The organism is Actinomadura madurae (genome assembly GCF_047130825.1).
Lineage (GTDB): Bacteria > Actinomycetota > Actinomycetes > Streptosporangiales > Streptosporangiaceae > Spirillospora > Spirillospora madurae.
This window is the reverse complement of record NZ_CP083237.1, coordinates 4,864,229-4,887,642: the sequence shown is the minus strand read 5'-3', so window position 1 is coordinate 4,887,642 and position 23,414 is coordinate 4,864,229. Positions and strand designations below refer to the sequence as shown.

25 protein-coding genes and 1 pseudogene are annotated in these 23,414 nt (G+C 72.9%); 13 read left to right on the top strand and 13 right to left on the bottom strand.

Annotated features, from left to right (window positions below; all coding sequences use genetic code 11):
* Positions 1-38: 38 nt before the first annotated feature.
* Entirely contained in the window at positions 39-428 is a 390-nt protein-coding gene (locus K8Z49_RS22045) for a hypothetical protein (protein ID WP_021597952.1), read from the top strand.
* Here the strand turns inward: K8Z49_RS22045 and K8Z49_RS22040 are convergent.
* Both K8Z49_RS22040 and K8Z49_RS22035 read right to left on the bottom strand, forming a co-directional pair.
* Complete coding sequence (locus tag K8Z49_RS22040) at positions 397-1,401, bottom strand: asparaginase (RefSeq protein WP_024935611.1); 1,005 nt, start codon at positions 1,399-1,401, stop codon at positions 397-399. The genes K8Z49_RS22045 and K8Z49_RS22040 overlap by 32 nt on opposite strands.
* Positions 1,402-1,554: 153 nt before the next feature.
* Positions 1,555-2,382 (bottom strand): 3-keto-5-aminohexanoate cleavage protein, encoded by an 828-nt coding sequence (locus K8Z49_RS22035; RefSeq protein ID WP_075021382.1) that lies wholly within the window; start codon positions 2,380-2,382, stop codon positions 1,555-1,557.
* A 20-nt stretch (positions 2,383-2,402) separates the two neighbouring features.
* Here K8Z49_RS22035 and dtd point away from each other — a divergent pair, with 20 nt between their 5' ends.
* Entirely contained in the window at positions 2,403-2,828 is a 426-nt protein-coding gene (gene dtd, locus K8Z49_RS22030; protein WP_024935613.1) for a D-aminoacyl-tRNA deacylase, read from the top strand.
* A gap of 140 nt (positions 2,829-2,968) precedes the next feature.
* On the opposite strand, the gene K8Z49_RS22025 is transcribed toward dtd, so the two are convergent.
* Positions 2,969-3,103 (bottom strand): transposase, encoded by a 135-nt coding sequence (locus K8Z49_RS22025; RefSeq protein ID WP_220126536.1) that lies wholly within the window; start codon positions 3,101-3,103, stop codon positions 2,969-2,971.
* A 149-nt stretch (positions 3,104-3,252) separates the two neighbouring features.
* On the opposite strand from K8Z49_RS22025, the pseudogene K8Z49_RS22020 reads away from it, so the two are divergent.
* A pseudogene (locus tag K8Z49_RS22020) lies at positions 3,253-4,405 on the top strand (RNA-guided endonuclease InsQ/TnpB family protein).
* 90 nt (positions 4,406-4,495) lie between these two features.
* Here K8Z49_RS22020 and K8Z49_RS22015 read toward each other — a convergent pair.
* From K8Z49_RS22015 to K8Z49_RS22000, 4 genes are all read right to left on the bottom strand, one after another.
* Entirely contained in the window at positions 4,496-4,993 is a 498-nt protein-coding gene (locus tag K8Z49_RS22015; RefSeq protein ID WP_412520561.1) for a hypothetical protein, read from the bottom strand.
* A gap of 80 nt (positions 4,994-5,073) precedes the next feature.
* Positions 5,074-6,057: a YgfZ/GcvT domain-containing protein gene (locus K8Z49_RS22010; protein WP_021597959.1), complete on the bottom strand. Its 984-nt coding sequence runs from the start codon at positions 6,055-6,057 to the stop codon at positions 5,074-5,076.
* A gap of 9 nt (positions 6,058-6,066) precedes the next feature.
* Positions 6,067-6,483 (bottom strand): Fur family transcriptional regulator, encoded by a 417-nt coding sequence (locus tag K8Z49_RS22005; protein ID WP_021597960.1) that lies wholly within the window; start codon positions 6,481-6,483, stop codon positions 6,067-6,069.
* A 329-nt stretch (positions 6,484-6,812) separates the two neighbouring features.
* Positions 6,813-7,298: an FABP family protein gene (locus K8Z49_RS22000; protein ID WP_111830992.1), complete on the bottom strand. Its 486-nt coding sequence runs from the start codon at positions 7,296-7,298 to the stop codon at positions 6,813-6,815.
* 110 nt (positions 7,299-7,408) lie between these two features.
* On the opposite strand from K8Z49_RS22000, the gene K8Z49_RS21995 reads away from it, so the two are divergent.
* The 3 genes from K8Z49_RS21995 (at position 7,409) to K8Z49_RS21985 (ending at position 10,386) form a co-directional block, all read left to right on the top strand.
* Entirely contained in the window at positions 7,409-8,068 is a 660-nt protein-coding gene (locus K8Z49_RS21995; protein ID WP_021597962.1) for a GIDE domain-containing protein, read from the top strand.
* Positions 8,069-8,213: 145 nt separating this feature from the next.
* The gene (locus K8Z49_RS21990) at positions 8,214-8,576 is read left to right on the top strand and encodes a DsrE family protein (protein ID WP_075021380.1); all 363 of its coding nucleotides are present in this window, start codon (positions 8,214-8,216) and stop codon (positions 8,574-8,576) included.
* A 790-nt stretch (positions 8,577-9,366) separates the two neighbouring features.
* The gene (locus K8Z49_RS21985) at positions 9,367-10,386 is read left to right on the top strand and encodes a TerC family protein (protein ID WP_021597966.1); all 1,020 of its coding nucleotides are present in this window, start codon (positions 9,367-9,369) and stop codon (positions 10,384-10,386) included.
* Between the two features lie 11 nt (positions 10,387-10,397).
* On the opposite strand, the gene K8Z49_RS21980 is transcribed toward K8Z49_RS21985, so the two are convergent.
* Positions 10,398-11,159 (bottom strand): helix-turn-helix transcriptional regulator, encoded by a 762-nt coding sequence (locus tag K8Z49_RS21980; RefSeq protein ID WP_075021379.1) that lies wholly within the window; start codon positions 11,157-11,159, stop codon positions 10,398-10,400.
* A 55-nt stretch (positions 11,160-11,214) separates the two neighbouring features.
* Between K8Z49_RS21980 and K8Z49_RS21975 the strand changes: the two genes are divergently transcribed.
* Positions 11,215-12,405, top strand: a complete 1,191-nt coding sequence (locus tag K8Z49_RS21975; RefSeq protein WP_412520557.1) for an MFS transporter — start codon at positions 11,215-11,217, stop codon at positions 12,403-12,405.
* A 19-nt stretch (positions 12,406-12,424) separates the two neighbouring features.
* Here the strand turns inward: K8Z49_RS21975 and K8Z49_RS21970 are convergent, their stop codons facing one another.
* The 3 genes from K8Z49_RS21970 to K8Z49_RS21960 are packed head-to-tail and all read right to left on the bottom strand — an operon-like array spanning position 12,425 to position 14,059.
* Positions 12,425-12,925 carry a MaoC family dehydratase gene (locus K8Z49_RS21970; RefSeq protein WP_021599622.1) on the bottom strand — a complete coding sequence of 167 codons (501 nt, stop codon included), beginning with the start codon at positions 12,923-12,925 and terminating at the stop codon, positions 12,425-12,427.
* A gap of 44 nt (positions 12,926-12,969) precedes the next feature.
* Entirely contained in the window at positions 12,970-13,458 is a 489-nt protein-coding gene (locus K8Z49_RS21965; RefSeq protein ID WP_024935616.1) for a PH domain-containing protein, read from the bottom strand.
* A gap of 7 nt (positions 13,459-13,465) precedes the next feature.
* Positions 13,466-14,059, bottom strand: a complete 594-nt coding sequence (locus tag K8Z49_RS21960) for a TetR/AcrR family transcriptional regulator (protein WP_143118448.1) — start codon at positions 14,057-14,059, stop codon at positions 13,466-13,468.
* Between the two features lie 50 nt (positions 14,060-14,109).
* Between K8Z49_RS21960 and K8Z49_RS21955 the strand changes: the two genes are divergently transcribed.
* Positions 14,110-14,652, top strand: a complete 543-nt coding sequence (locus K8Z49_RS21955; RefSeq protein WP_021599625.1) for a GNAT family N-acetyltransferase — start codon at positions 14,110-14,112, stop codon at positions 14,650-14,652.
* A gap of 10 nt (positions 14,653-14,662) precedes the next feature.
* Here K8Z49_RS21955 and K8Z49_RS21950 read toward each other — a convergent pair whose 3' ends face one another.
* Positions 14,663-16,171 (bottom strand): glycoside hydrolase family 15 protein, encoded by a 1,509-nt coding sequence (locus K8Z49_RS21950; protein ID WP_024935617.1) that lies wholly within the window; start codon positions 16,169-16,171, stop codon positions 14,663-14,665.
* A gap of 303 nt (positions 16,172-16,474) precedes the next feature.
* Between K8Z49_RS21950 and sucC the strand changes: the two genes are divergently transcribed.
* The 3 genes from sucC to K8Z49_RS21935 all read left to right on the top strand — a co-directional run bounded on the left by sucC (position 16,475) and on the right by K8Z49_RS21935 (position 20,512).
* Entirely contained in the window at positions 16,475-17,656 is a 1,182-nt protein-coding gene (sucC, locus tag K8Z49_RS21945; protein ID WP_021600243.1) for an ADP-forming succinate--CoA ligase subunit beta, read from the top strand.
* Between the two features lie 2 nt (positions 17,657-17,658).
* Positions 17,659-18,546: a succinate--CoA ligase subunit alpha gene (sucD, locus tag K8Z49_RS21940; protein ID WP_021600242.1), complete on the top strand. Its 888-nt coding sequence runs from the start codon at positions 17,659-17,661 to the stop codon at positions 18,544-18,546.
* 175 nt (positions 18,547-18,721) lie between these two features.
* Positions 18,722-20,512, top strand: a complete 1,791-nt coding sequence (locus K8Z49_RS21935) for a DUF6350 family protein (RefSeq protein ID WP_256255370.1) — start codon at positions 18,722-18,724, stop codon at positions 20,510-20,512.
* Here K8Z49_RS21935 and K8Z49_RS21930 read toward each other — a convergent pair.
* Positions 20,509-20,982 carry a hypothetical protein gene (locus K8Z49_RS21930; protein ID WP_075021374.1) on the bottom strand — a complete coding sequence of 158 codons (474 nt, stop codon included), beginning with the start codon at positions 20,980-20,982 and terminating at the stop codon, positions 20,509-20,511. The genes K8Z49_RS21935 and K8Z49_RS21930 overlap by 4 nt on opposite strands.
* 101 nt (positions 20,983-21,083) lie before the next feature.
* Here K8Z49_RS21930 and purN point away from each other — a divergent pair, with 101 nt between their 5' ends.
* Both purN and purH read left to right on the top strand, forming a co-directional pair.
* A complete protein-coding gene (gene purN, locus K8Z49_RS21925) occupies positions 21,084-21,752 on the top strand; it encodes a phosphoribosylglycinamide formyltransferase (protein ID WP_412520552.1) in 669 nt (222 codons plus the stop codon).
* Positions 21,733-23,298, top strand: a complete 1,566-nt coding sequence (purH, locus tag K8Z49_RS21920; protein WP_412520550.1) for a bifunctional phosphoribosylaminoimidazolecarboxamide formyltransferase/IMP cyclohydrolase — start codon at positions 21,733-21,735, stop codon at positions 23,296-23,298. The genes purN and purH overlap by 20 nt, the downstream gene beginning before the upstream one ends.
* Positions 23,299-23,414 lie beyond the last annotated feature (116 nt).

The window sequence follows — 23,414 nt, the reverse complement described above, 5'->3', positions numbered from 1 at the left end:
CCGCCAGGGGTCGTTCGCGCCATCGGAGGTGGACCGCAATGCTCGCCCAGGAGGTATTGGCCGACACATCCCCCACCGTCGCGCTCCGGTGGGTGTGGATCATCGTTGTGGTGGCCGCCGTGCTGACGATCGCCCGGCTGTACATGCTGAGGGCGGCCTCGTCCAGGAAGATCCATCCCGACCGCAGGAACGACCAGGACAACCACCGCGGCATGGAGCAGGGCGGGGTGTACACCTACACGCCCGGGATGTTCTCCCACAGCTACCCGCCCAGCAAGGAGACGCAGCCGGAGGAGTTCCGGCGCGACAACCCGCAGCCGGGCCGGGAACCGAAGAAGCCGTGGCCGGACGGGATCCTGTACGAGCAGACGGTCTTCAAGCAGGAGTTCGAGGAGCTCAAGAAGTCCACGAACCCCGACACCCACTAGACGGCTGGTCGAAGGCTCCTGGGGAGGGGCGGATGGCGCCGACGACGCCGTCGCCGCCGCGGACCTCGACGACCGCCAGCTCGTCCAGGGCGGCCTTGTCGGCGCCGTCGTGGACGCCGAGCGCCCGCAGCAGCGCCACGGTGACGGGCGTCCGCGCCCGCATCGCCCCGTCGTCGATCTTGACGGCGCCGGCGCGGCCGTCGCCGAACGCGAACGCGTCCACCCCCTCGGCGCCGCACTTGACGAGCAGGCCCGGCACGGCTTCCATGAGCCGCAGCTCCTCGCGCCGGGTGCCGGACGTCCACTGCGGATGGGTCCGCATCGCGTCCGCGACGCGGCGCTCGGGCGTGCCGGGCCCGGCGAGGACGAGCGCGCGGAACGCCCGCGCGACCCCGGCGATCGACACGGCGAACAGGGGCGCGCCGCAGCCGTCGACGCCGACCGCCGTGACGTCCTCGCCGGCCATCTCCTCGACCACGTCGCGGACGGCGCGCTGGAGCGGATGGCCGGGGTCGAGGTAGGTGCCGGTCGGCCAGCCGGCGGTGACGCACGTGGCGAGCATCGCGGCGTGCTTGCCCGAGCAGTTCATCCGCGGGCGGGACGGGCCGCGGCCCGTGCGGGCGATGTCGTGCTGGGTGGCGGGGTCGAGCGGCCAGCTTTCCGGGCAGCGCAGGTCGGCGGCGACGAGCCCGGCGGCGGAGAGGATCTTCTCGACCCCCTCCATGTGGAAGTCCTCGCCGGAGTGGCTGCCCGCGGCGAGCGCGAGCAGCTCGTCGTCGAGTTCGAGCCCGGACCGGAGCATCGCGACCGCCTGCAGCGGCTTGTTCGCCGACCGCGGGAACACCGGCGCCGCCGGGTCGCCGGCCCGCACGGCGACCGCCCCGCCGGCGTCGATCCCGATCGCGGCCCCGCGGTGCCGCGACTCCACGAACCCGGACCGCTCGACCTCGACCAGCACGGGATTGATCGTCATCAGGCCCACCTCGTCACACCGGCACCGACCAGCGGAACACCGAACTCCCGAAAAGCAGGCCCCACCCACCCGGGGGCGGACCTGCTACCTCCATGGTCAAGTACCCGACCCACCCCACGGGAGGGAAATCACGACCTGTGGAAAACCCCAAGTTCAGTGCCGCTTGACACCGAGGAGGGCGCGGGCGTCCGCGGCGGGCATCGGCGGGCGCTGCGCCAGGTGGGCGGCCTGGGCGGCGCGCTCCACCAGCTGGACGTTCGCCGTCACCGGACGACCCTTCGCCAGCGTGAGCGTGTCCTCCATCCCGACCCGCAGATGCCCGCCCGCCGACAACGCGGCGAACAGGACGGGCAGGGACGTCCGCCCGATGCCGGTGGCCGACCACGTCGCCCCGTCCGGCAGCGCCTCGACGGCCGCCACCAGCGACCGCGCGTCGCCCGGCATGCCGCCCGGGACGCCCATCACCAGATCGCAGTGGACGTGCCCGCCGTACGGAGGCCCGTGCTTGTCCAGCAGCCGCCGCAGCGCCGCCACCTGCCCCAGGTCGAACAGCTCGAACTCCGGGACGACCTCCAGCTCCTGCGTGCGCCGGTACAGCTCCACCATGAACGGCCACGGGTTCATGAACACGTCGTCGCCGAAGTTGACCGTCCCGCAGGTGAGCGAGCACATGTCGGGTTCCGCGTCCAGCACGCGCAGCCTGTCCTCGTACGGGTCGGTGACCGCGCCTCCGGTGGACAGTTGGACGATCAGCCCCGTGCTCTCCCGCAGCGCCGTCACCGTGTCCCGCAGCCGGGACGGGTCGAGCGTGGGTCGCGCGTCGTCGTCGCGGATGTGCACGTGGATCACGGCCGCCCCGGCGGCCTCGCACTCCTTGGCCGTCTGGACGAGTTCCTCCAGGGTGACGGGCAGGGCCGGAACGTCCGCCTTGGCGGACTCCGCGCCCGTGGGCGCCACCGTGATGAGCGTCGTTGCTCCCATAGGCGGCAGAATGCATGGTCATGCGTGCGGTAGTCCAGAGGGTGAGCCAGGCCGGCGTGTCCGTGGACGGGCGCGTCACCGGCGCGATCGAGGGGCCGGGACTGCTCGTCCTGGTCGGCGTGACGCACGACGACGGCCCGGAGAAGGCCCGCAGGCTGGCCGCGAAGCTGTGGGGGCTGCGCATCCTGCGGGACGAGAAGTCGTGCTCGGACGTGAACGCGCCGCTCCTCGTCGTGAGCCAGTTCACCCTCTACGGGGACGCGCGGAAGGGCCGCCGCCCATCCTGGACGGCCGCCGCGCCCGGCCCGGTCGCCGAGCCCCTGGTGGACGCGGTCGTCCGCGAGCTGCGGAGCATGGGGGCGAAGGTCGAGACGGGCGAGTTCGGCGCCGACATGAAGGTCGCGCTCGTCAACGACGGCCCTATCACCCTCGTCCTGGACGTCTGACCCACCCGCCGGGTAGCGCGCCGGGGCTACCGGGTTCGTCCGCAGTGCTGCGGCCTTCAGGCCCTGGGTGAAGCGGACCCTTCCGCGTAGCGGGGCAAGGAAAGCTGGATCGCCCTCGGGCGATCCAGCGTCTGCCCGGTTCAGACCGGGCGGTTCTGCTGTTGGAGGTACCGGCGCAGGACGCTGATCGGAGCGCCGACCACACTCCCGGCGAAGTAGAAACCCGACCACAACTTGTTCGCCCGATAGTAGTGGCGGGCCAGCACACGTCGCATGATCTGCTCCATGCGCTCAAGGGGGGCCGGTGAACACCCGATTCCGGAACTTGGTGACGAAAACAAAATGGGCATGCAGGGCAAAACACAGTGTCTACCAGCTCTGATGTTCTCCATTCTCGGCCATTAACCAAAGGTAGGATCATGGTGTGCAGCTTCGGTACAAGTTCCGCCTCTACCCGGCCCCGGGCCAGCGCGCCGCGCTGGGCCGCGCGTTCGGGTGCGCGCGGACGGTGTTCAACGACGGGCTGCGCGCACGGCAGGAAGCCCACGCGGCCGGTCTGCCGCACCTGCCGGACGGCGAGCTGTCCAAGCGGGTCATCACCGAGGCGAAGAAGACGCCCGAACGCGCCTGGCTGGGCGAGGTGTCGGCGGTGGTACTACAGCAGGCGCTGGCCGATCTGAACACCGCCTACCGCAACTTCTTCGCTTCGCTGTCCGGCAAGCGCAAGGGCCCGAGCATCGCCGCGCCCCGGTTCCGGTCCCGCAAGGACAACCGGCAGGCGATCCGCTTCACCCGCAACGCCCGATTCTCGATCACAGCGGGCGGGAAACTGCGCCTGCCGAAGATCGGCGACGTCACGGTGAAATGGTCCCGCCGCCTGCCGTCCGAGCCGTCGAGCGTGACCGTGGTCAAGGACGCGGCCGGGCGGTACTTCGCCTCGTTCGTGGTCGAGGCGGGCATCGAGCCGTTGCCGGAGACGGCCGCCGAGGTCGGCATCGACCTGGGCCTGACGCACTTGGCGGTGCTGTCGGACGGCCGAAAGATCGACAACCCCCCGGTTCCTGCGTCGCGCCGAACGCCGCCTGCGCAAGGCGCAGCAGGCCCTGTCCCGGAAGGCGAAAGGGTCTGGCAACCGCGCCAAGGCTCGCGCCCGCGTCGCCAAGGCGCATGTGAAGGTGGCCGACGCGCGCCGGGACTTCACGCACAAGCTCTCCACCCAGATCATCCGCGAGAACCAAGCGGTGGTCGTGGAGGACTTGGCCGTGAAGGGCCTGGCCCGCACCCGGCTGGCCAAAAGTGTGCACGACGCCGGATGGTCGGCGTTGGTGAACATGCTGGAGTACAAGGCCGCCCGGCACGGCCGCGCCCTGGTGAAGATCGACCGCTGGTTCCCCAGCAGCAAGCTGTGCTCGGCCTGCGGCGCGCTCGCCGAGTCCATGCCGCTGACCGTCCGGGCCTGGGCCTGCCCGTGCGGAGCGGCTCACGACCGGGACGTCAACGCCGCGCTCAACATCCTCGCCGCCGGACGGGTGGAGAGACTAAACGCCTGCGGAGGGACCGCAAGACCCGCCGCCTAGCGGAGGGCAGGACCCGGTGAAACAGGAAGCCACAGAGGTGCCACACGCGCGGCACGGGCTGAACCCCCGACCTTCTAGCCGGGGAGCGCGTCAACGGAATCCGTAGACCATGCCGACGAGCGCCCCGACCGTGCCGGCGGTGGCGAGCAGGATGAGGGCCCGGTCCTGCGGGACGAGGCGTCCGCGCAGGTTCGGGGAGACGACCACGACGCCGGTGTCGCGGTCGGGTTCCTCGGCCGGCAGCGGCTTCTGGAAGGGGTTGCGGAGGCCCGCGAGGCGCCACAGCGCGTCGTTGCGGAGCCGCTGGTGGCCGGGGCGGGCGCAGGCGAACAGCCGTTCCCGCGTCCGCTCCGTGCAGGCGGCGCCCTGCTGGGTGAGGATCCGGCACATCGTCGGGACCAGCATGAACTCGTACAGGCACCAGCCGAGCAGCCCGAGCAGCGCGACGCGCCACGACTGGAACCAGTACGCCGCTCCGAAGACGGCCGCGAACAGGGCCCACCAGACCAGCGCGGACTCCCGGCCCGGACGGCGCCGGGTCCCTCTCCTGGCCGCCGGCGGCTCCTCTTTCCCCAGGTTCGGGACCATCGGTAGGAATCCACCTTCCCTGGGCGCCGGCCGGTCAGAAATCGTCTATGTCAGACGATATTCGTCCGGGGGGCCGCCTGCTACCCGTGTTTCGCCGCGCGGCGGCGGAGGGCGATCTGCGCGTTCGCGCCGGTCTCCGGGGAGACGACGACCTCCTGGGCCGCCGCGACGCCGCCGGCGAGCAGCTCGGCGTCCACCGGGACGTTGCGCTTGACCAGCGCGAGCGCGATCGGGCCGAGCTCGTGGTGGCGGGCGGCCGAGCCGACGGTGCCCACCGTGCGCCCGCCCGGGATCTCGACCGGGTCGCCGTGCGCGGGGAGCCGGTCGACGCTGCCGTCCAGGTGCAGGAACACCAGGCGGCGCGGGGGACGCCCCAGGTTGTGGACGCGGGCGACGGTCTCCTGCCCCCGGTAGCAGCCCTTGTTCAGGTGGACGGCGGTCTCCACGTACCCCGCCTCGTGCGGGATCGTCCGGTGGTCGGTGTCGAGCCCGAACCGGGGACGGTGCTCGGCGATGCGCAGCGCCTCGTACGCCCAGATCCCCGCCGGCCGCAGGCCGTCGGGGAAGGAGCCGCGCGGGACGATCCGCGTCGCGGTCCCCGCCACGTCCGGCCAGGAAGGGCCGGCATCGGACGACGGCGGCCCGGTGATCACCATGTACTCGTCCGACACGTCGGCGACCTCGACGCGCAGCATGAACCGCATCCGGTCGAGGAACTCCACCAGCGAGGGCGCCGTCCCGGGCTCGACGTGCGCCCAGACGGCCTCGCCGTCGTCGACGAGGAAGAGGTGGTGCTCGATGTGCCCGTTCGGGCTGAGCAGCAGCGCCTCGGTCGGCTCGAACGGCTTCAGACCGTCCAGGTGCTGGCTCAGGAGGCTGTGCAGCCAGCTCAGCCGGTCCGGCCCGGACACGCGGACGACGCCCCGGTTGCTCCGGTCGGCGAACGCCGCCCCCTCTTCGAGGGCGCGTTGCTCGCGCGCCGGGTCCCCGTAGTGCGCGGCGACCTCCTGGTCGGGCGCGTCGGCGGCGACGGCTCCGGGCGACTGCAGCAGAGGGCTTCCCATGCGTCCAGACTATGTGGCGCGGCACTCCTTGCACCGCCCGTAGACGGTGAGGTGGTGCACGTCGGTCTCGAACCCGAAGTCGCGCCGCAGGACGTCGGCCAGGCCGGACGCGGCGCGCGGGTCGACGTCCTCCACGGTGTGGCAGCCGCGGCACACGAGGTGGATGTGCTCGGCCTCGGCGGCGAGGTGGTAGTTCGGCGGACCGTGCCCGAGGTGGGCGTGCTTGACGAGGCCGAGCTCCTCCAGGAGTTCGAGCGTCCGGTACACGGTGGAGATGTTCACGCCGCGGGCCGTGCGCTGCACCTCGGTGCAGATCTCCTCGGGCGTCCCGTGCTCCAGGTTGGTGACCGCCTCAAGGACCAGCTGGCGCTGGGGCGTCACCCGGTACCCCTTCGCCCGCAGCTCCTCCTGCCACGACTCGACCATGCACCGAGTCTAGAACCCGGCGGCGCCGGTCCGGCCCGGCGTTTCAGCCGTCGGAAAACTCGCTTGCCCCATCGGACGGCGCTCGCATACGTTCGGGGTACGCGCGAAAGGAGGTGGTCCAAGAAATGGTTGATTCTAGGACTCGCGAGGTGGCTGTCCGCTAGTCGCCGTTCCGCCTCGGCGCCGCCGCCCCCGGTGGTGGCAACCGGTCGCGACGGTGACCGGCGAATCCCAGGCAGTTACCCGGTCCCCGGACCGATGGACCCGTCCTGTCCGTCGCCCCGCCTCCCGGCGGGAAGGTCCGGGGACCGTTCATTTTCCGGGGGAGTTCAGGAGACCTTCTTGAGCTGCGCCGACAGGTGCGACTGGAGTTTCTGGCCCATCGCCGCCATGTCGTAGGCCCAGCCGAGGTCCTCCCCGATCAGCCCGTACAGGCGGTGGCCGCCGGTGACCTCCTTGGCCGACTCCGTGCGCGCGACGACGTCGGTCCGCAGCTCCACCCGGTTGAACGCCGCGTTCCCGACGTAGATCTCGACGATCCCGGTCGGGTGGGCCAGCGTCACCTCGACCTGGTGGCCGGGCCGCGGCCGCCAGTACCCCGTCTCCACGGCGAGCGGACGGCCGAGGGTGCCGTCCTCCTCGATCATCCAGGTCCGGCTCGAATAGATGAGGAAGGGCTTGCCGACGTGGGTGAAGGAGATCTCCTGGCCGAAGTTGAACGACTCGATCGTGGGGTAGCCGCCCACCCCGGCGCCCTCCCAGGTGCCGAGGAGGAACGCCAGGGGCTCTAGGTCCGGGTGCAGCTCAGGATCCATGGACACCGAGCGTAGCGGCGCCCGCGGCCCGGCGCGTCCCGGCCGCCGGCCCGGCTTGAGAGGGACCGCCGTCCCTGTCCGTGCGCCGTCCCCGTCCCGATCATTGGACCGTGTCCGATCTCTCCCCGGCGATCGTCTTCCTGCTGATCCTCGCCGCGGTGCTGCTGGCCGCCGGCTGGGTCTGGCGGCTGCGCTTCCGCAGCCTGCGCCGCGCCGTCGCGACGAGTTGCGCGGGGGTGGCGGGGCTGCCCGGCGGCGTGCCCTGCCAGGTGAGCGGGACGGCCCAGGCCGTCCAGCCGGCGCCGTTCTCCGGGACGCCGTGCGCCTGGTACCGCGTCCGCGCCACGGCGAAGACCCGGAGCGGCAAGCGGGTCTTCATGGACGAGAAGTCGGCGGCGCCGTTCCCGCTCCAGGACGAGTCCGGGCGCTTCACCGTCGACCCGGGGACGGCGGCCGTCGACGGGGCCGTCCGGACGATGGACGAGCGCCGTCCCGAGCACGGGTCCCTGCCGGGCCTGACGACCGAGGAGGTCTCCGAGTACCGCTACGAGGAGTGGATCCTGCCGGCCGGGCGGCCGCTCTACATCCTCGGCACCGCGACGGGCGGGTCGATCGGCAAGGACGAGAAGACCGGCCAGTACAGCATCACCACGCGGACGCGCCGCGAGTTCGGGCGGCGGGCCGTGATGTTCATGGGGATCGGGTACGGCGGCGGCGCGTGCCTGGTCCTGGCCTCCGCCCTGATCGTCGCCCTCGACCATCTGGACTGAATCCCCTATTTCAGGCGGCTCAGGCGGATGACGAGGAGCACGGCGGCCACCGCCATGAGTCCGAGCACGGCGATGAGGATCGCCGCGTTCACCATTCCGCCCACGCGCAGGATGCTACGCGGTATCCCGGGACTAGAGTGCGACTATGGCCCGACCACTGGTGATCAAGGTGACGGCGGGCGCCGACGCCCCGGAGCGCTGCAACCAGGCGTTCACGGTGGCGGCGGCCGCCGCCGCGAGCGGCGTGCCGGTCTCGCTGTGGCTGACCGGCGAGTCGGCCTGGTTCGCGCTGCCGGGGCGGGCGAAGGAGTTCTCACTGCCGCACGCCACTCCGCTGGACGACCTTCTCGCCGTCGTCCTCTCCGCGGGGCGCGTCACCCTCTGCACCCAGTGCGCGGCCCGCCGCGAGATCGGCCCGGACGACGTCCTGCCGGGCGTCCGCATCGCCGGCGCCCCGACCTTCGTCGAGGAGATCACCACGGACGACGTCCAGGCCCTGGTGTACTGACCCGGGCAGCAGCCGCAGGTGGACCGTGGTGTCCAGGCTGAGGCCCGGCCGCCGCCCGGCAGGGAGCGGACGTGCCGGCGGCAGGCCCCCGCGACCCCCGGTACGGGCGACGGCGAGGCCGCCGATCACGGAGCCGGCCAGGCCGAGCATGAGGTCCCCGATGGTGTCCCGGTAGATCGTGACGGCCTCGGGGGTGTCGAGGATGAAGACGCCGTACTCGAAGAACTCCCAGAGGATCGCCGCGGCGGCGCCCAGTCCGGCGCAGGTCAGGGCCAGCGTCCAGGCGGGCGGGCCGCCCCGGCGGCGCAGGGCGACGCCGGCGGCGGCGCTGAGCAGGGCCCAGTTCCCGAAGTGGCAGGCGTCGTCGAACCAGCCGACCGTGTCGTAGAGGTCGGCGGCGTTCCCGGCGACGTCCACGAGGAAGGGCAGCGTCACGAGGAGGTCGACGTCCCACGGGAAGGGCCGGCCCCGCCCGCGCAGCGCCCAGACGAGCGTGACGAGCATGACGGCCGCGGGGTAGGCGGCGACGCGGACGCCCATGGCCTTGTCCGCGAACCGGTCCCATTCCGGGAACACGACGACGAGTGCGAGGAGCGCGGCGAGCGCCGCCTTGGCTGCGAGGGCGAACGGGCGCCAGCGGGTGGTTTCCATGCCCGCAGCCTCGCCGCGGGCGGGGTGCCGCCGCATGGGCGCGAATACTCAGATTCGCCTGAGTGAGCCTGAGTGCGGATGACGGCGCCCAGAACGGATATAGATCAGCCGACACTCGTTCCGACGTGGGAGCCCCCGGATGGTCGACATACCCGCATGGGCCTGGGTCGCGACGATCGCGCTGATCACCATGCTGTTCGTCTTCGACCTGCTGGTCGCGGTCCGGCGGCCGCACGCGGTCGGGATCCGCGAGGCCACCTTCTGGTCGGTGTTCTACATCGCCGCCGCGCTGCTGTTCGGCCTCGCCGTGTGGGTCCTCGGCGGGTCGACGGCGGGCACCGAGTACTTCTCCGGCTGGATCGTCGAGAAGAGCCTGTCGGTCGACAACCTCTTCGTCTTCGTGATCATCATGGCGCGGTTCGCGGTGCCCCAGGAGTTCCAGCAGAAGGCGCTGCTGTTCGGGATCGCCGCCGCGCTCGTCCTGCGGGCCGTCCTCATCGCGGTCGGCGCCGCCGCGATCAGCCTGTTCTCCTTCACCTTCCTGCTGTTCGGGCTGATCCTCATCTGGACGGCCGTGCAGCTGATCCGGCACCGCAACGAGGAGCCCGACGTGGAGGACACCTTCCTCGTCCGCCGGGCGCGCAAGATCCTCCCGGTGAGCCAGGACTTCCACGGCGGGCGGATGCTGGCCCACGAGGACGGGCAGCGCGTCATGACACCGCTGCTCCTGGTGTTCATCGCCATCGGCAGCACCGACATCCTCTTCGCGCTGGACTCCATCCCGGCCGTCTTCGGCGTGACGAAGGAGCCGTTCCTCGTCTTCACCGCGAACGCGTTCGCCCTGCTCGGCCTGCGCGCCCTCTACTTCCTCATCGAGGGCCTGCTGGAACGCCTGGTCTACCTGTCGATCGGCCTGTCGGTCATCCTCGCGTTCATCGGCGTGAAGCTGATCATGCAGTTCCTGCACGAGGACGTCACCACGTCGGTTCCCGAGATACCGACGCCGCTCTCGCTCGGCACCATCCTGGTGATCCTGCTGGTCACGACCGGGGCCAGCCTGGTCCGCGTCCGGCACCACCCGGAGGAGAAGGCCAAGCCGGGCGCTCTCCGCAAGCGCCGCCAGAGGGAGACCCGCGAGGAACAGCCCGCCGAGCACTGACGGGCGGACGGTCACGGGCCGGCGCCGTCCGGTGCCCCGTGCGCGCCCGGGGTGTGCCCGAAGGCCCGGCGGAAGACGTCGATGAACGCGCTGGCCGACGACCAGCCGCACTGGTGGGCCACGGCGGTCACGGGCGTGTTCTCGGCGAGCAGGACCAGCGCGTGGTGGAGGCGCAGCTGGGTGCGCCACTGCGGGAACGTCATGCCGAGGTCGGCCCTGAAGAGCCGGGACAGCGTGCGGTCGCTCGCGCCGACCTCCCGCCCCAGCTCCGCCAGGGTGCGCCTGTCGGCGGGGTCGGCGTGCAGGATGCCGCACAGCGCCGTGAGCTGCGGGACGGTGGGAGCGGGCAGGTGCAGGGGCTGCTGCGCCGACGTGCGCAGCCGGTCGAGCAGCACCGCGCGAAGCCGTGCGCGCGCGGGGTCGCCGGCGCGGTCGGGCTCGCGGGTGTAGGCGAGGATCAGCTCCCGCAGCAGCGGGCCCACGGTGAGCACGGACGGCTCGTCCAGGCGGAGGGGGTTGTCGGTGGCGGGGAGGCCGACCAGGTGCAGCTCGACCTCGCCGTGGGCCTGGTGGGCGTGCGCGGCGCCGGCGGGGATCCAGATGGCGCGGTTGGCGGGCGCCACCCACGTCCCGGCGTCGGTGGTGACGGACACGACGCCCCGTCCGGCATAGGCGATGTGGTGGTCGTCGTGCCGGTGGGCGTCGATCTCGGCCCCCGGGGCCAGCCAGCGGGTGCGGGTGGGGGCGGCCGGCTGGTGGCGGATTTCCTGCATCGGTTGGCAGATTATCGGAAGCCCGACATTTCGTCCCGGCGCGAGCATGAACGGCGTGTCATCGCGAAAGCAGGTCCTCCTCCTGTCGGCCGGGCACGCCTGTGTGGACGTCTACCAGGGGTCCGTGACGGCGCTCGTACCGTTCTTCGTCGCCGAGCGCCACTACACCTACGCCGCCGCCTCCGGGATCGTCCTCGCCGCGTCGCTGCTCTCGTCGGTGGCGCAGCCCCTGTTCGGCGCGCTCACCGACCGGTGGCCGATGCCCTGGCTGCTGCCCCTGAGCACGTTCCTCGGCGGGGCCGGGATCGCGCTGAGCGGTCTCGGCGGCGACTACGCGCTCACGCTGGTGTTCGTGGCGGTCTCCGGGGTCGGGGTCGCCGCGTACCACCCCGAGTCGGCCCGGGTCGCCCGCAAGGCCGGCGGGGCGAGCCACACGGCGATGAGCTGGTTCTCGGTCGGCGGCAACGTCGGATTCGCGCTGGCCCCGCTCCTGGTCGCCGCCGTGATCGCCCCGCACGACCTGCGGTTCACACCGTTCCTCGCCGTCCCGGCCCTCGTCGGCAGCGTCCTGTGCCTGCCCGTCCTGCGCGCGCTGGAGACGAGCACGCCCGGTGGCTCCGGCCCCTCCGCCGAGCATGGCGTGGACGACAGGAGCTCCTTCGTGAAGCTGTCGCTGGCCGTGGTCTGCCGATCCGTCGTGTTCATGGGGATGGCCACGTTCATCTCGTTCTACGCGCGGCAGCGCACGGGAGGCGGCATGGCCGCGGGCACCGCGGCCCTGTTCGTGCTGTACCTCGGCGGCGCGGTGGGCACCGTGCTGGGCGGCTCCCTGGCCGCCCGCTGGGACCGGGTCACCGCCGTGCGCAGGTCGTACCTCGTGACGGCCGTCGCCGTCGCGGGCATCGTGTTCGTCCCCGGCCCGGCGATCTACCTGTTCATCGCCCTGACCTCGGCCGGGCTCTACATCCCGTTCTCCCTCCAGGTCACCCTCGGCCAGGACTACCTGCCCACCCGGGTCGGGACCGCGAGCGGCGTCACGCTCGGGCTGACCGTCAGTATCGGCGGGCTCGCCGGCCCGGTCCTCGGGAGCGTCGCGGACGCGACGTCCCTGCGGACGGCGCTGACCCCGCTCATCGCGATGCCCGCCCTGGCCTGGCTGCTGATCCGCACCCTCCCCGAACCCGCCCTCCCGGCGCCCGCCGCGCCCGCGCCGCGGGCGGCGGAGGACGTGGCGCCGGGACGGTGACCCGCGCCCAGGGCGTGTCTCATGAGCCGGCGTCGCGGCGGCGCAGCAGGTTCATCGGGAGGGTGTGCAGGACGACCTGGTCGTCCTGGTTGAGGAGTTCGGCCCGGGTGCGGACGATGCCGCGGTCCGGCTTGGAGCGGGACGGGCGCGCCTCCAGCACGGCCACGCGGAGGCGCAGCGAGTCGCCGGGACGGACCGGCGCGGGCCAGCGCAGCTCGTCCACGCCGGGGGAGGCGAGGCTCGCGACGCGGGACAGGAAGTGGTCGGCGAACAGCCGCATCATGATCGAGCCGCTGTGCCAGCCGCTCGCGATGATCCCCTTGAAGGGGCCGGACGCGGCGAAGTCCGGGTCGACGTGGATGGGCTGCGGGTCGAACCGGCGGGCGAACTCGATGATCTCCGCCTCGTCCAGGGTGACGTGGCCGTACTCGTAGACGGCGCCGGCGGTGTAGTCCTCGAAGTAGCGGTCGTCGATGGGGGAGCCGAAGTCGTCACCGAGGGGGCGCGTGCTGATCGTCATGGCACCAGGATGGCCCAGCGGCGGATCGCTCCACCGGGCGGGCCTCAGCGGGGCGCGGGGGCGGGGACGTGGCGCCGCCATTCCTCCCAGAGCTCGGCGTGGAGCTTGTAGAGCCCGTAGGGGGTGTCGCCGGAGGGCTCCTGCAGGTGGGTGCCCTGGTCCACCTTCATCCCCGCCAGGCGGACGGGGAAGAAGGCCGCCACGCGCTCGTGGTCCTCGGTCCGCACGTGGAGCATCCAGGCGCCGTGGTGGGCGTCCGCGGAGATCTCGACGATGTCCGTCCAGGCGAGGCGGTGGCGGCCGTAGCCCCAGACCAGGGTGAGGGCGTCGCCGCGGAGGATCATGCGCGTGCGCAGCATCGGGAGGGCCCCGAGCGCGAGGAGGAAGCACACGGCTCCGGCGGCATAGGCCGGGAGGCCGGCGCCGCCGCGGGCCTTGTCGATCGCCACGACGCCGAAGAGCGCGGCGACGGCGGCTCCGGCGAGGAACATGCCGAGATGGCGGGGGCAGCGCAGCGTGCGCGATTCGATCATCGGGGCATTATGGGCCCGGCCGGGCGAGGGACGCGAGGAAGACGTCCAGCATCGCGGTCTGGCGGTCCGGGGGGTACGCGCCGGGGTCCAGGAGGGCGTGGACGACCAGGCCGTGCGCGAACGCGGCGGCCGCCGCGACGACGGCGTCCACGTCGGCCGAGGCGGGCAGCTCGCCCCGGGCGGCCGCGGCGGCCGCGTGCGGGCGGAGCCGGGCGCGCCAGTTCCGGTAGCGGAGCCGCTGGCGTTCGCCGAGGCCGGGGTCGGCGAGGGCGACGTCCCACGAGCCGACCCAGATCCGGTTCATGTCCGCCGCCGCGGGGGTGAGCGGCAGGACGTCGAGCAGGGCGGCGCGCAGGGAGCGCAGGCCGGGCGGGGCCTCGCGGAGGGGACGGTTCGCGGTGCGCTCGTCGGCGAGGTCGAGGGCGTGCGCGACCAGGGCCCTCTTGTTCGGGAAGTAGTGCGTGAGCAGGCCCGTCGAGGCGCCCATCTCGGCGGCGACGGCGCGCAGGGTCAGGCCGCCGAAGCCGCGGGCGGCGAGGACGCGCCAGACGGCCTCGGACACGTCCCGGCGGCGGGCGTCGTGGTCACCTCGGGCGGGCATTCCCGTAGAGTACATAACAAACGTTTGGCACGTACCCCCTGGAGGCCCCCATGTTCGCCCGCACGCTCGCCGACGGTGCCGAACTGCGCCCGTTCGAGCCCTGGCAGGCCGCCGAGTTCGCCGCGCACGCGGACAGGGTCCGCGCGGACATCGAGCAGTACATCCCGTGGGCGCGGACGGTGGTGGACGAGGAGTCGGCCCGGAAGGTGCTCCAGTCCTACGCCGACAGGCAGGCCGAGGACACGGGCCGCATGTACGGCATCTGGGTGGACGGCGTCCTCCAGGGCGGGACGGTCTTCCGGACGTTCGACGCCGCGCAGGGCGTCTGCGAGGCCGGTGTCTGGCTCGCGGCGGAGGCGCGGGGCCGCGGCCTGATCACCGAGGCCGTCCGCGTCATGATCGACTGGGCGGTCGGCACGCGGGGGATGCACCGCGTCGAGTGGCTCTGCGACCCGCGCAACACCGCGAGCGCCGCGGTGGCGAAGCGGCTGGGCATGACCTGCGAGGGCGTCCACCGGCAGGCGTTCGTGCTGGACGGCGAGCGCCGCGACGTCCAGGTGTGGGCCGTCCTCGCCGAGGAGTGGGCGGGCTGACCGGGCGCGGCTAGGGGATGGGGAGCGGACGCTCCAGCGCCGACAGGCTGAGCAGGACGAGCGACGCCGTCCAGCCGAGCGGTGCCGGGCCGGCCGGCTTGCCGGTCACGCCGACCTTCTCCGGCAGGACGCCCAGCGACGTGCGGTGCGCGGACAGCCAGGCGAGGCGGCTCAGCGCGTCGCCGGTCCGCCCCGAGGCGGCGGCGTTCAGCCCGAACAGCGCCGTCTCCGGCGTCCAGGCGACGTCCGGGTCGCCGGACCAGCGCTCGCCCGGCAGGACGCCCCCGTTCGGCAGCGCCTGCTTGCGCGCGGCGTCCCCGATCGCGACGGTCACGCCCGGGTCGGGATGCGCGAAGGGGGGCGCGAGGAAGGTCACCGAGGTGTCCATCAGCCCGCCGGGGATGGGCGAGCGCGGGTATCCGTAGGGCGCGAACTGCCGGTCCACCGCGTCCGACACCCGCCGCGCCGCGTGCCGCCACTCGGCGGCCTTGCCGCCCTCGCCGCGCATCCCCGCGAGGTCGGCGGCCGCGCGCAGCCCGGCCAGCGCGGGCCCGACGACGCCGAGCGTGGGGCGCCGCGGGTCCTGCTCGCGGCGGTGGTCGCGTTCCCAGTAGTCGGACGACGCGGGCGGCAGCCCCTCGGCGTCCAGCGAGCGCGCCAGATGGTCGGCGGCGCGCTGCACCATCGGCCAGAGCGCGGGCAGCTCGTCGGCGTCCCTGCTCTGGACGCGGTAGAACCAGGCGGCCCACAGCACCCAGCCGAGCGAGTCGAGCTGCGGCGCGCGGCCGTCCGCGACCGCCGTCCCGTCGGCGTTGTAGCGCGCGGCCCACATGCCGTTCTCGTTCTGGGCGCGGGCGAGGAACCGCAGCACGCGGCGCGCCTCGGACGTGTGCCCCGTCACCGTGAACGCGGCGACGGTGAACGCGGAGTCGCGGGGCCAGCAGTACCGCCACTTGGAGTACCAGGACGCGAGGGACGCCCCGTTCGGGCGGGTGAGGAGGCGCAGGTCGAGGAGCGCGCGGGCCGCCATGTCGCGGTGGCTCCCGTCCGGCCCGCCGGGGATCGTTCCCTGGGCCAGCCACGCGCTGTCGGACCGGACGGCCCGTGCCACCCGCGGATCGGACGCCCCCACGGTGACCGGGGTGTCGCCGCCGGACGGGATGAGCCGGATCCGCCCGTCCGCGAGCTTGATCACCGAGCTGTCCGGCAGGTAGGACGCCCCGTCGGCCTGGTCGGGCGGGAGCGGGACGCCGGCGAAGGGCCATCCGCCGCCGCCGACGAGCCCCGGGCTCGCCCAGCCCGGCCCCGGCGGCTCGGGGACGGTGACGCCGCCGGTCGCGACGAGCGCGGCCACGACGAGCATCGCCGCCGTGCGGCGGACCGTGCGGACGCGCGACCGCCGGCGCGAGGCGGGCCGCCGCCGGGCGGGCCCGCGGCGCGGGGGCGGCGGGACCGGCAGGACCGGGGTGGCGGGAACGGGTGCGGCGAGGGATGTGTCCCGTTCTTCCGCCATCGCCATGCGTTCGCCCCCTTTGCCGCATCAGCCGCCCGGCCGAAATAAGTACATCAAACTACGTCAATTGGTTCATCCTCCTCACGTGCCACTCGTGCCCTCCCTTGAGGATGAGCACACCTGACGCCCCGCGGTACTCGCCGCGGGAGGGAACTCTCGGTGACATATGGACCCGGCGGCATCACCACGAAGACTGGTTGACTAGGCTGCATCGACGGAGCGGACCGCAGAGTGCCGGCCGCACGGACACCCGTGTAACCCCCACTCGTGTGGTCACATTCGGCTGTCGATCCGTAAAAAGGACGCCTCGTGGACCTGTTCGAACATCAGGCGAAGGAACTCTTCGCCGAGTACGGGGTACCGGTGCCCACCGGCAAGGTCGCCCATACTCCCCAGGAAGCCCGGGCCATCGCGGCGGAGCTGTTCGCCGCGGGAAGCTCGAAGGTCGTCGTCAAGGCCCAGGTGAAGACCGGGGGCCGCGGCAAGGCCGGCGGCGTGAAGCTGGCCGACTCCGCCGACGAGGCCCAGGAACTCGCCACCCGGATCCTCGGCATGGACATCAAGGGCCACACGGTCCACAAGGTCCTGATCGAGGAGGGCAGCGCGATCGCCCAGGAGTACTACTTCTCCTTCCTGCTCGACCGGGCGAACCGCACCTTCCTGTCCATCTGCTCCGTCGAGGGCGGCGTGGAGATCGAGGAGGTGCCGCACGACCGGCTGGCGATGGTGCCGATCTCCCCGCTGGACGGCGTCGACCGGGCCAAGGCCCGCGAGATCGCCGAGCAGGGCCGGCTGCCGCAGGAGGCGGTCGAGGGCGCCGCCGAGCTCATCGAGCGGCTGTGGGCCGTGTTCACCGACGAGGACGCCTCCCTCGTCGAGGTGAACCCGATGATCCTCACCGCCGACGGCCAGGTGAAGGCGCTCGACGGCAAGGTCTCCCTGGACGACAACGCCGCCTTCCGCCAGGACGACCACGAGGAGCTGGAGGACAAGGCCGCGGCCGACCCCCTGGAGGCCGCGGCCAAGGCCAAGGACCTCAACTACGTCAAGCTGGACGGCAGCGTCGGCATCATCGGCAACGGCGCCGGCCTGGTCATGTCCACCCTCGACGTGGTCGCCTACGCGGGCGAGCAGTTCGACAGGCAGAAGCCGGCGAACTTCCTCGACATCGGCGGCGGGGCGTCCGCCGAGGTGATGGCGAACGGGCTGGAGATCGTCCTGTCCGACACCGACGTCAAGTCCGTCTTCGTCAACGTCTTCGGCGGCATCACCGCGTGCGACGCCGTCGCCAACGGCATCGTCGCGGCCTACAAGCTGCTGGCCGACCGCGGCGAGGCCGTCGACCGCCCGCTCGTCGTCCGGCTGGACGGCAACAACGCCGAGCTCGGGCGCACGATCCTCAACGACGCGGCGCTGCCCGGCGTCCAGCAGGTCGACACCATGGACGACGCGGCCAAGCGCGCCGCCGAACTCGCAGCGGCAGGTGCATGACAATGGCGATCTGGCTCACCGAGAACAGCAAGATCATCGTGCAGGGCATCACGGGCTCCGAGGGCACCAAGCACGGCCGCCGGATGCTCGCCTCCGGCGCCCAGGTCGTCGGCGGCGTGAACGCCCGCAAGGCCGGCCAGTCCGTCGACTTCGACGGCACCGTCCTCCCGGTGTTCGGCACCGTCAAGGAGGCCATGGCCGAGACCGGCGCGGACGTCTCCGTCGTGTTCGTCCCGCCGAAGTTCACCAAGGACGCCGTCGTCGAGGCGGTCGACGCCGAGATCCCGCTCTGCGTCGTCATCACCGAGGGCATCCCGGTGCACGACACCGCCTACTTCTGGGCCTACGCCGAGAAGGCCGGCAACAAGACGCGGATCATCGGGCCGAACTGCCCCGGCATCGCGTCCCCCGGCAAGTCCAACGCGGGCATCATCCCGGCCGACATCACCACCCCCGGCCGCATCGGCCTGGTGTCCAAGTCGGGCACGCTGACCTACCAGATGATGTACGAGCTGCGCGACATCGGCTTCTCCACCTGCGTCGGCATCGGCGGCGACCCCGTCATCGGGACGACCCACATCGATGCCCTCCAGGCGTTCCAGGACGACCCGGACACCGACGGCATCGTCATGATCGGTGAGATCGGGGGCGACGCCGAGGAGCGCGCCGCCGCCTACATCGAGAAGAACGTGACCAAGCCGGTCGTCGGCTACGTCGCCGGGTTCACCGCCCCCGAGGGCAAGACCATGGGCCACGCCGGCGCCATCGTGTCCGGCTCCGCCGGCACCGCGCAGGCGAAGAAGGAGGCCCTGGAGAAGGTCGGCGTCCGCGTCGGCAAGACCCCGAGCGAGACCGCCGTCCTCATGCGGGAGATCATGAAGAACCGCTGACCGGCGGTACCGAGAAGACGCCCGAGCCGCTCCGCGCGGTCCGGGCGTCTTCTCGCGTGCGCGCCCGCGGGACGGCGGGACGGGACGACGGCACGACGGCACGACGGCACGACAAAGGCGACACGCCGGGCCGGGCGGGGCCCGGCGGGGCGGGGGCGGTGCCAGCATGGAGCCCGTGAGCGACAAGACCCCCGGGCGGCGTGCGGAGCGGGACCCGGCGAAGGGCGGGCCGCCGCGCGCGGACTCCGGCCGAGAGCGCCCGGCCCCCGCGGCCAGGCCGCTGTACGTGACGGGGCTCGTCGCGGCGCTGTGGTGCATCGGCATCGGGCTCGCCGTGCTGACCACGATCACGCTGATCGGGTGGATCGCCGCGCCGAAGACCGCGCTGGGGCACGGCATGGCCGGGGTGTTCCGGACCGCCGTGAACTTCTGGCTCGTCTCCCACCACGCGGGCTTCTCCTACGGGCAGGGGCGGTTCGGGCTGCTGCCGCTGGGCGTCCTCGTCCTGCCGGGGGTGCTGCTGCACCGGGGCGGCGGCTGGATGATCCGGGTGGTCGGGCTCCAGCACCGGCAGCGGATCGCGGTCGTGCACGTGGCGGTCGCGCTGGCCGCGCCGTACGCCGGCCTGGCCGGGCTGCTGGCGCTCGCGGCCTCGTCGGAGACCGTCCGGCCGTCGGCCTGGCAGGCGCTCGTCGGGTGCTTCCTCGTCGCCGCCGTCGCGGGCGGGCTCGGCGCCGCGCGGGCGGTCGTGGCGGCCGAGGCGCGGGAGGGCCGGGTCCGGTCCGGGCTGGGCGCGCTGCTGAAGCTGCTGCCGGAACGGCCGCGGTCCCTCGTGATCGGCGTGGCGGGGTCGCTGAGCGTGCTGCTGGCGTCGGGCGCGATCCTCGTCGGCGCGTCCCTCGCCCTGCACCTGTCGGACGCCGCCGACCTCTACGACATGCTCGCGCCCGGTGTCGTCGGCGGCGTCCTGCTGCTGCTGGTCGAGCTGGCGTTCCTGCCGAACGCGGCGATCTGGGGGATGGCCTACGCGGTCGGGCCCGGTTTCTCGGTCGGCGCCGGGACGAGCGTCTCCCCGACGGGGGTGTTCCTGGACGCCGTCCCCGCGTTCCCGCCGCTCGCCGCGCTTCCCCAGCCCGGCCCCGCCCCCGCGATCTCCCTGCTGGCGCTGGCCGCGCCGTTCGTCGCGGGCGCGGTCGGCGGCGTCCTCACGATCCGGTCGCTGCCGAGCCCGGTGTCGGAGGGCGCCCCGCTGTGGGGCTTCGTGTCCGGCGCGCTGACCGGGGCCGTCGCGGCGCTGCTGACCGCGCTGTCCGGCGGGCCGCTCGGCGGCGGGCGGATGGCGACCGTGGGCCCCTCCGCCTGGCAGGTCGGGCTGCTGGCCGCCCTGGAGGTGGGCATCTCGGCGGCGATCGCGGCGTGGGTGGCGAACTGGATGGTGCTGCGCCGCCCGGAGCGCGACACCCGGAAGAAGAAGCGGGCCGCCGGGAAACCGGCTTCCAAGAAACGGGCACCGAAGCCCGCACCGAAACCGAAGAAGCGGGCGCGGGTCGCGCCGGAGCCGGCGATGCCGCTGTCCGCGCCCATCCCCGGCGACTACGACCCGCGGCCGGGGACGGCGCCCGAGCCGCCGCCGAGGGCTCCGCACGCGCCCGGACGGCTGGAGTTCGAGGAGGCCGAGCCCGTCCTCGCGCCGCGCCGGGCCCGCCGCCGTGCCGACCCCCTGCCCGACCTGGCCGCGGAACCGTCCCCGCCGCCGCCTCCGCCGCCGAGCGACGGCACGGTCGTCGTGGAGGGCCACGTGGTGGACGAGCAGATCGTGGACGAGCACGTGGTCGACGAGCACGCGGAGCCGGAGCCCGAGGAGCCGCCCCGGCCCGTCCCGCCCCCGCGCGAGGACCCGGGGCGCACCGAGAACCGCGGCGGCGCCATCTACGTCCTGCGGGAGGACCCCGACCAGGACGGCTAGAGCAGGTCGCCGTACTTGTCCATGCTCCCCGCGGGCAGGCCGAGCTTCTTCTCGATCTTCGGGTAGTACTCGTCGCGGCACGCCTGCTTGTCGGTGGTCGTGTTCGACGCGCTGACGCAGTTCTGGTAGCCGCTCAGCTCCGACCACAGGAACGCCGTGAGCGACACCGACATCAGCGAGAACGCGAGCCCGATCGCGCCGAGCACGATGCCGGGGACGGCGCCGGGCGCGGTGTCCCGCGCGCGGCGCGCGAAGCGGCGGGCCCGGATGCCGACGACCAGCGCGGCGACGCCCAGCACCAGGCCGAGCGGGTAGAAGAAGACCGCGGTCAGCAGCGCGATGCCGCCGAGCCACAGGGCCCGCCAGCCGGTGCGCCGGGCGTCCTGCCGCGGTCCCGCGGGCGGCTGACCCGCCGGGTGCCCGCCGGGGCGGTCCTCGGGCGGGGCCGGCGGGCCCTGCTGCTCGCTCACGTTCGTCTCCTCCTGGCCCGTGGGGTCCGACTGGGATCAAGCGGCACCGAGCTCGCCCGATAGGCTTCGTGGTGTCCCAGCAACGTCCACCGGGGAGTCATGTGTCCGCCCGGCTCGTCGTCCTCGTCTCCGGCGCGGGGACCAACCTACAAGCGCTGCTCGACGCGTGCGCGGATCCAGCCTACGGGGCGCAGGTCGTGGCCGTGGGTGCGGACCGTCCCGATATCGGGGGAACCGAGCGCGCCGAACGCTCCGGTGTGCCCACTTTCACCCTGCGTGTCCCCGATTTTCCGTCTCGCTCCGACTGGGACGCCGCCCTCACCGGGGCGGTCGGCGCCTACGAGCCAGACCTGGTCGTCTCCGCCGGCTTCATGAAGATCCTCGGCCCCCGGTTCCTCGCCCGGTTCGGCGGCCGGACGGTCAACACCCACCCCGCGCTGCTCCCGTCCTTCCCCGGCGCCCACCCCGTACGGGACGCCCTGGCGTACGGGGTCAAGGTCACGGGCTGTACGGTTCACTTCGTCGACGAAGGCGTGGACACCGGACCCGTCATAGCCCAGGAGACCGTCCCCGTGGGCTGGCATGACGACGAGGACTCCCTGCACGAGCGCATCAAGCGGGTGGAGCGCCGCCTCCTCGTCGACGTCGTCGGACGCCTCGCCCGCGACGGCTGGACCGCGCACGGCAGGCGGGTCTCGATGAAGTGCAGGACCTGTGGTGATTCGTCCGATCAAGAGGGGAGCTCGGCCGGTGAGTCGGGTGGCGATTAAGCGCGCGCTGATCAGCGTGTACGACAAGTCCGGGCTGGAGGAACTGGCCCGGGGCCTGCACGAGGCGGGTGTGGAGATCGTCTCGACCGGGTCCACGGCGGGCCGGATCTCCGCCGCCGGGGTGCCGGTGATGAAGGTGGAGAAGCTCACCGGGTTCCCCGAGTGCCTGGACGGGCGGGTCAAGACCCTGCACCCCCGCGTGCACGCCGGCCTGCTCGCCGACCGCCGCAAGGACGACCACCTCCAGCAGCTCGACGACCTCGGCGTCGAGCCGTTCGACCTGGTCGTCGCCAACCTGTACCCGTTCGCCGACACGGTGGACTCCGGCGCCGGGCCGGACGAGTGCGTCGAGCAGATCGACATCGGCGGGCCCACGATGGTCCGCGCCGCCGCGAAGAACCACGCGAGCGTCTCCGTCGTCGTCGACCCGTCCGCATACGCGACGGTCCTCGCCGCTGTGACGGCGGGCGGCTTCACCCTGGACGAGCGCCGCCGCCTCGCCGCGCGCGCGTTCGCCCACACGGCGTCCTACGACGTCGCCGTCGCGTCCTGGTTCGCGAGCGCCTACGCGCCCGACGAGACCGCCGCCGAGACGCGGTGGCCGGACTTCCTCGGCGCCACCTGGGAGCGGTCGAACACCCTGCGGTACGGCGAGAACCCGCACCAGCGGGCCGCGCTGTACCGGTCGCCGGGCGAGACCGGCCTGGCCGGGGCGGAGCAGCTGTACGGCAAGGAGATGTCGTACAACAACTACGTCGACACCGACGCCGCCCGCCGCGCCGCCTACGACTTCACCGAGCCGTGCGTCGCGATCATCAAGCACGCCAACCCGTGCGGCATCGCCGTCGGCGCCGACATCGCCGCGGCGCACCGCAAGGCGCACGCCTGCGACCCCGTCTCGGCGTACGGCGGCGTGATCGCGGCGAACCGCCCGGTCACCGCCGCGATGGCCCGGCAGGTCACCGAGAGCTTCGCCGAGGTGCTGGTGGCCCCGTCCTTCGAGGACGAGGCCGTGACCGTCCTCAAGGACCGGTTCAAGAACATCCGGCTGCTGGTCTGCCCGGACGCCCCGGCGGGCGCGGCCGAGTACCGGCGCATCGACGGCGGCGTCCTGCTGCAGGGCGTCGACCGCGTGGACGCGCCCGGCGACGACCCGGCCGCCTGGGAGCTCAAGGCCGGCGAGGCCGCGGACGAGGCCGCCCTCCGCGACCTGGCGTTCGCGTGGCGGGCGATCCGGTCGGTGAAGTCCAACGCGATCCTGCTGGCCGCCGACGGCGCCACCGTCGGCGTCGGCATGGGCCAGGTCAACCGGGTCGACTCCGCCAAGCTCGCCGTCGCGCGGGCCGGCGCGGAGCGGGCGGCGTCGGCGGTGGGCGCCTCCGACGCCTTCTTCCCCTTCCCGGACGGCCTGGAGGTGCTCACCGAGGCGGGCGTGAAGGCGATCGTCCAACCGGGCGGCTCCGTCAACGACGGCAAGGTCATCGAAGCCGCCGAGAAGGCCGGAATCACCCTCTACTTCACGGGAGTACGGCACTTTTTTCATTGAGTCTTTCTCCTCCTTCGGGCCTGGCGGCCCTCCATCGTCGAAAAACTCGGGCGATCGCTGGCATCGCTCCGGCTCGCCTGGCGGCTCGCTGCGCGATCAGGGTCTCGCTTCGCTCG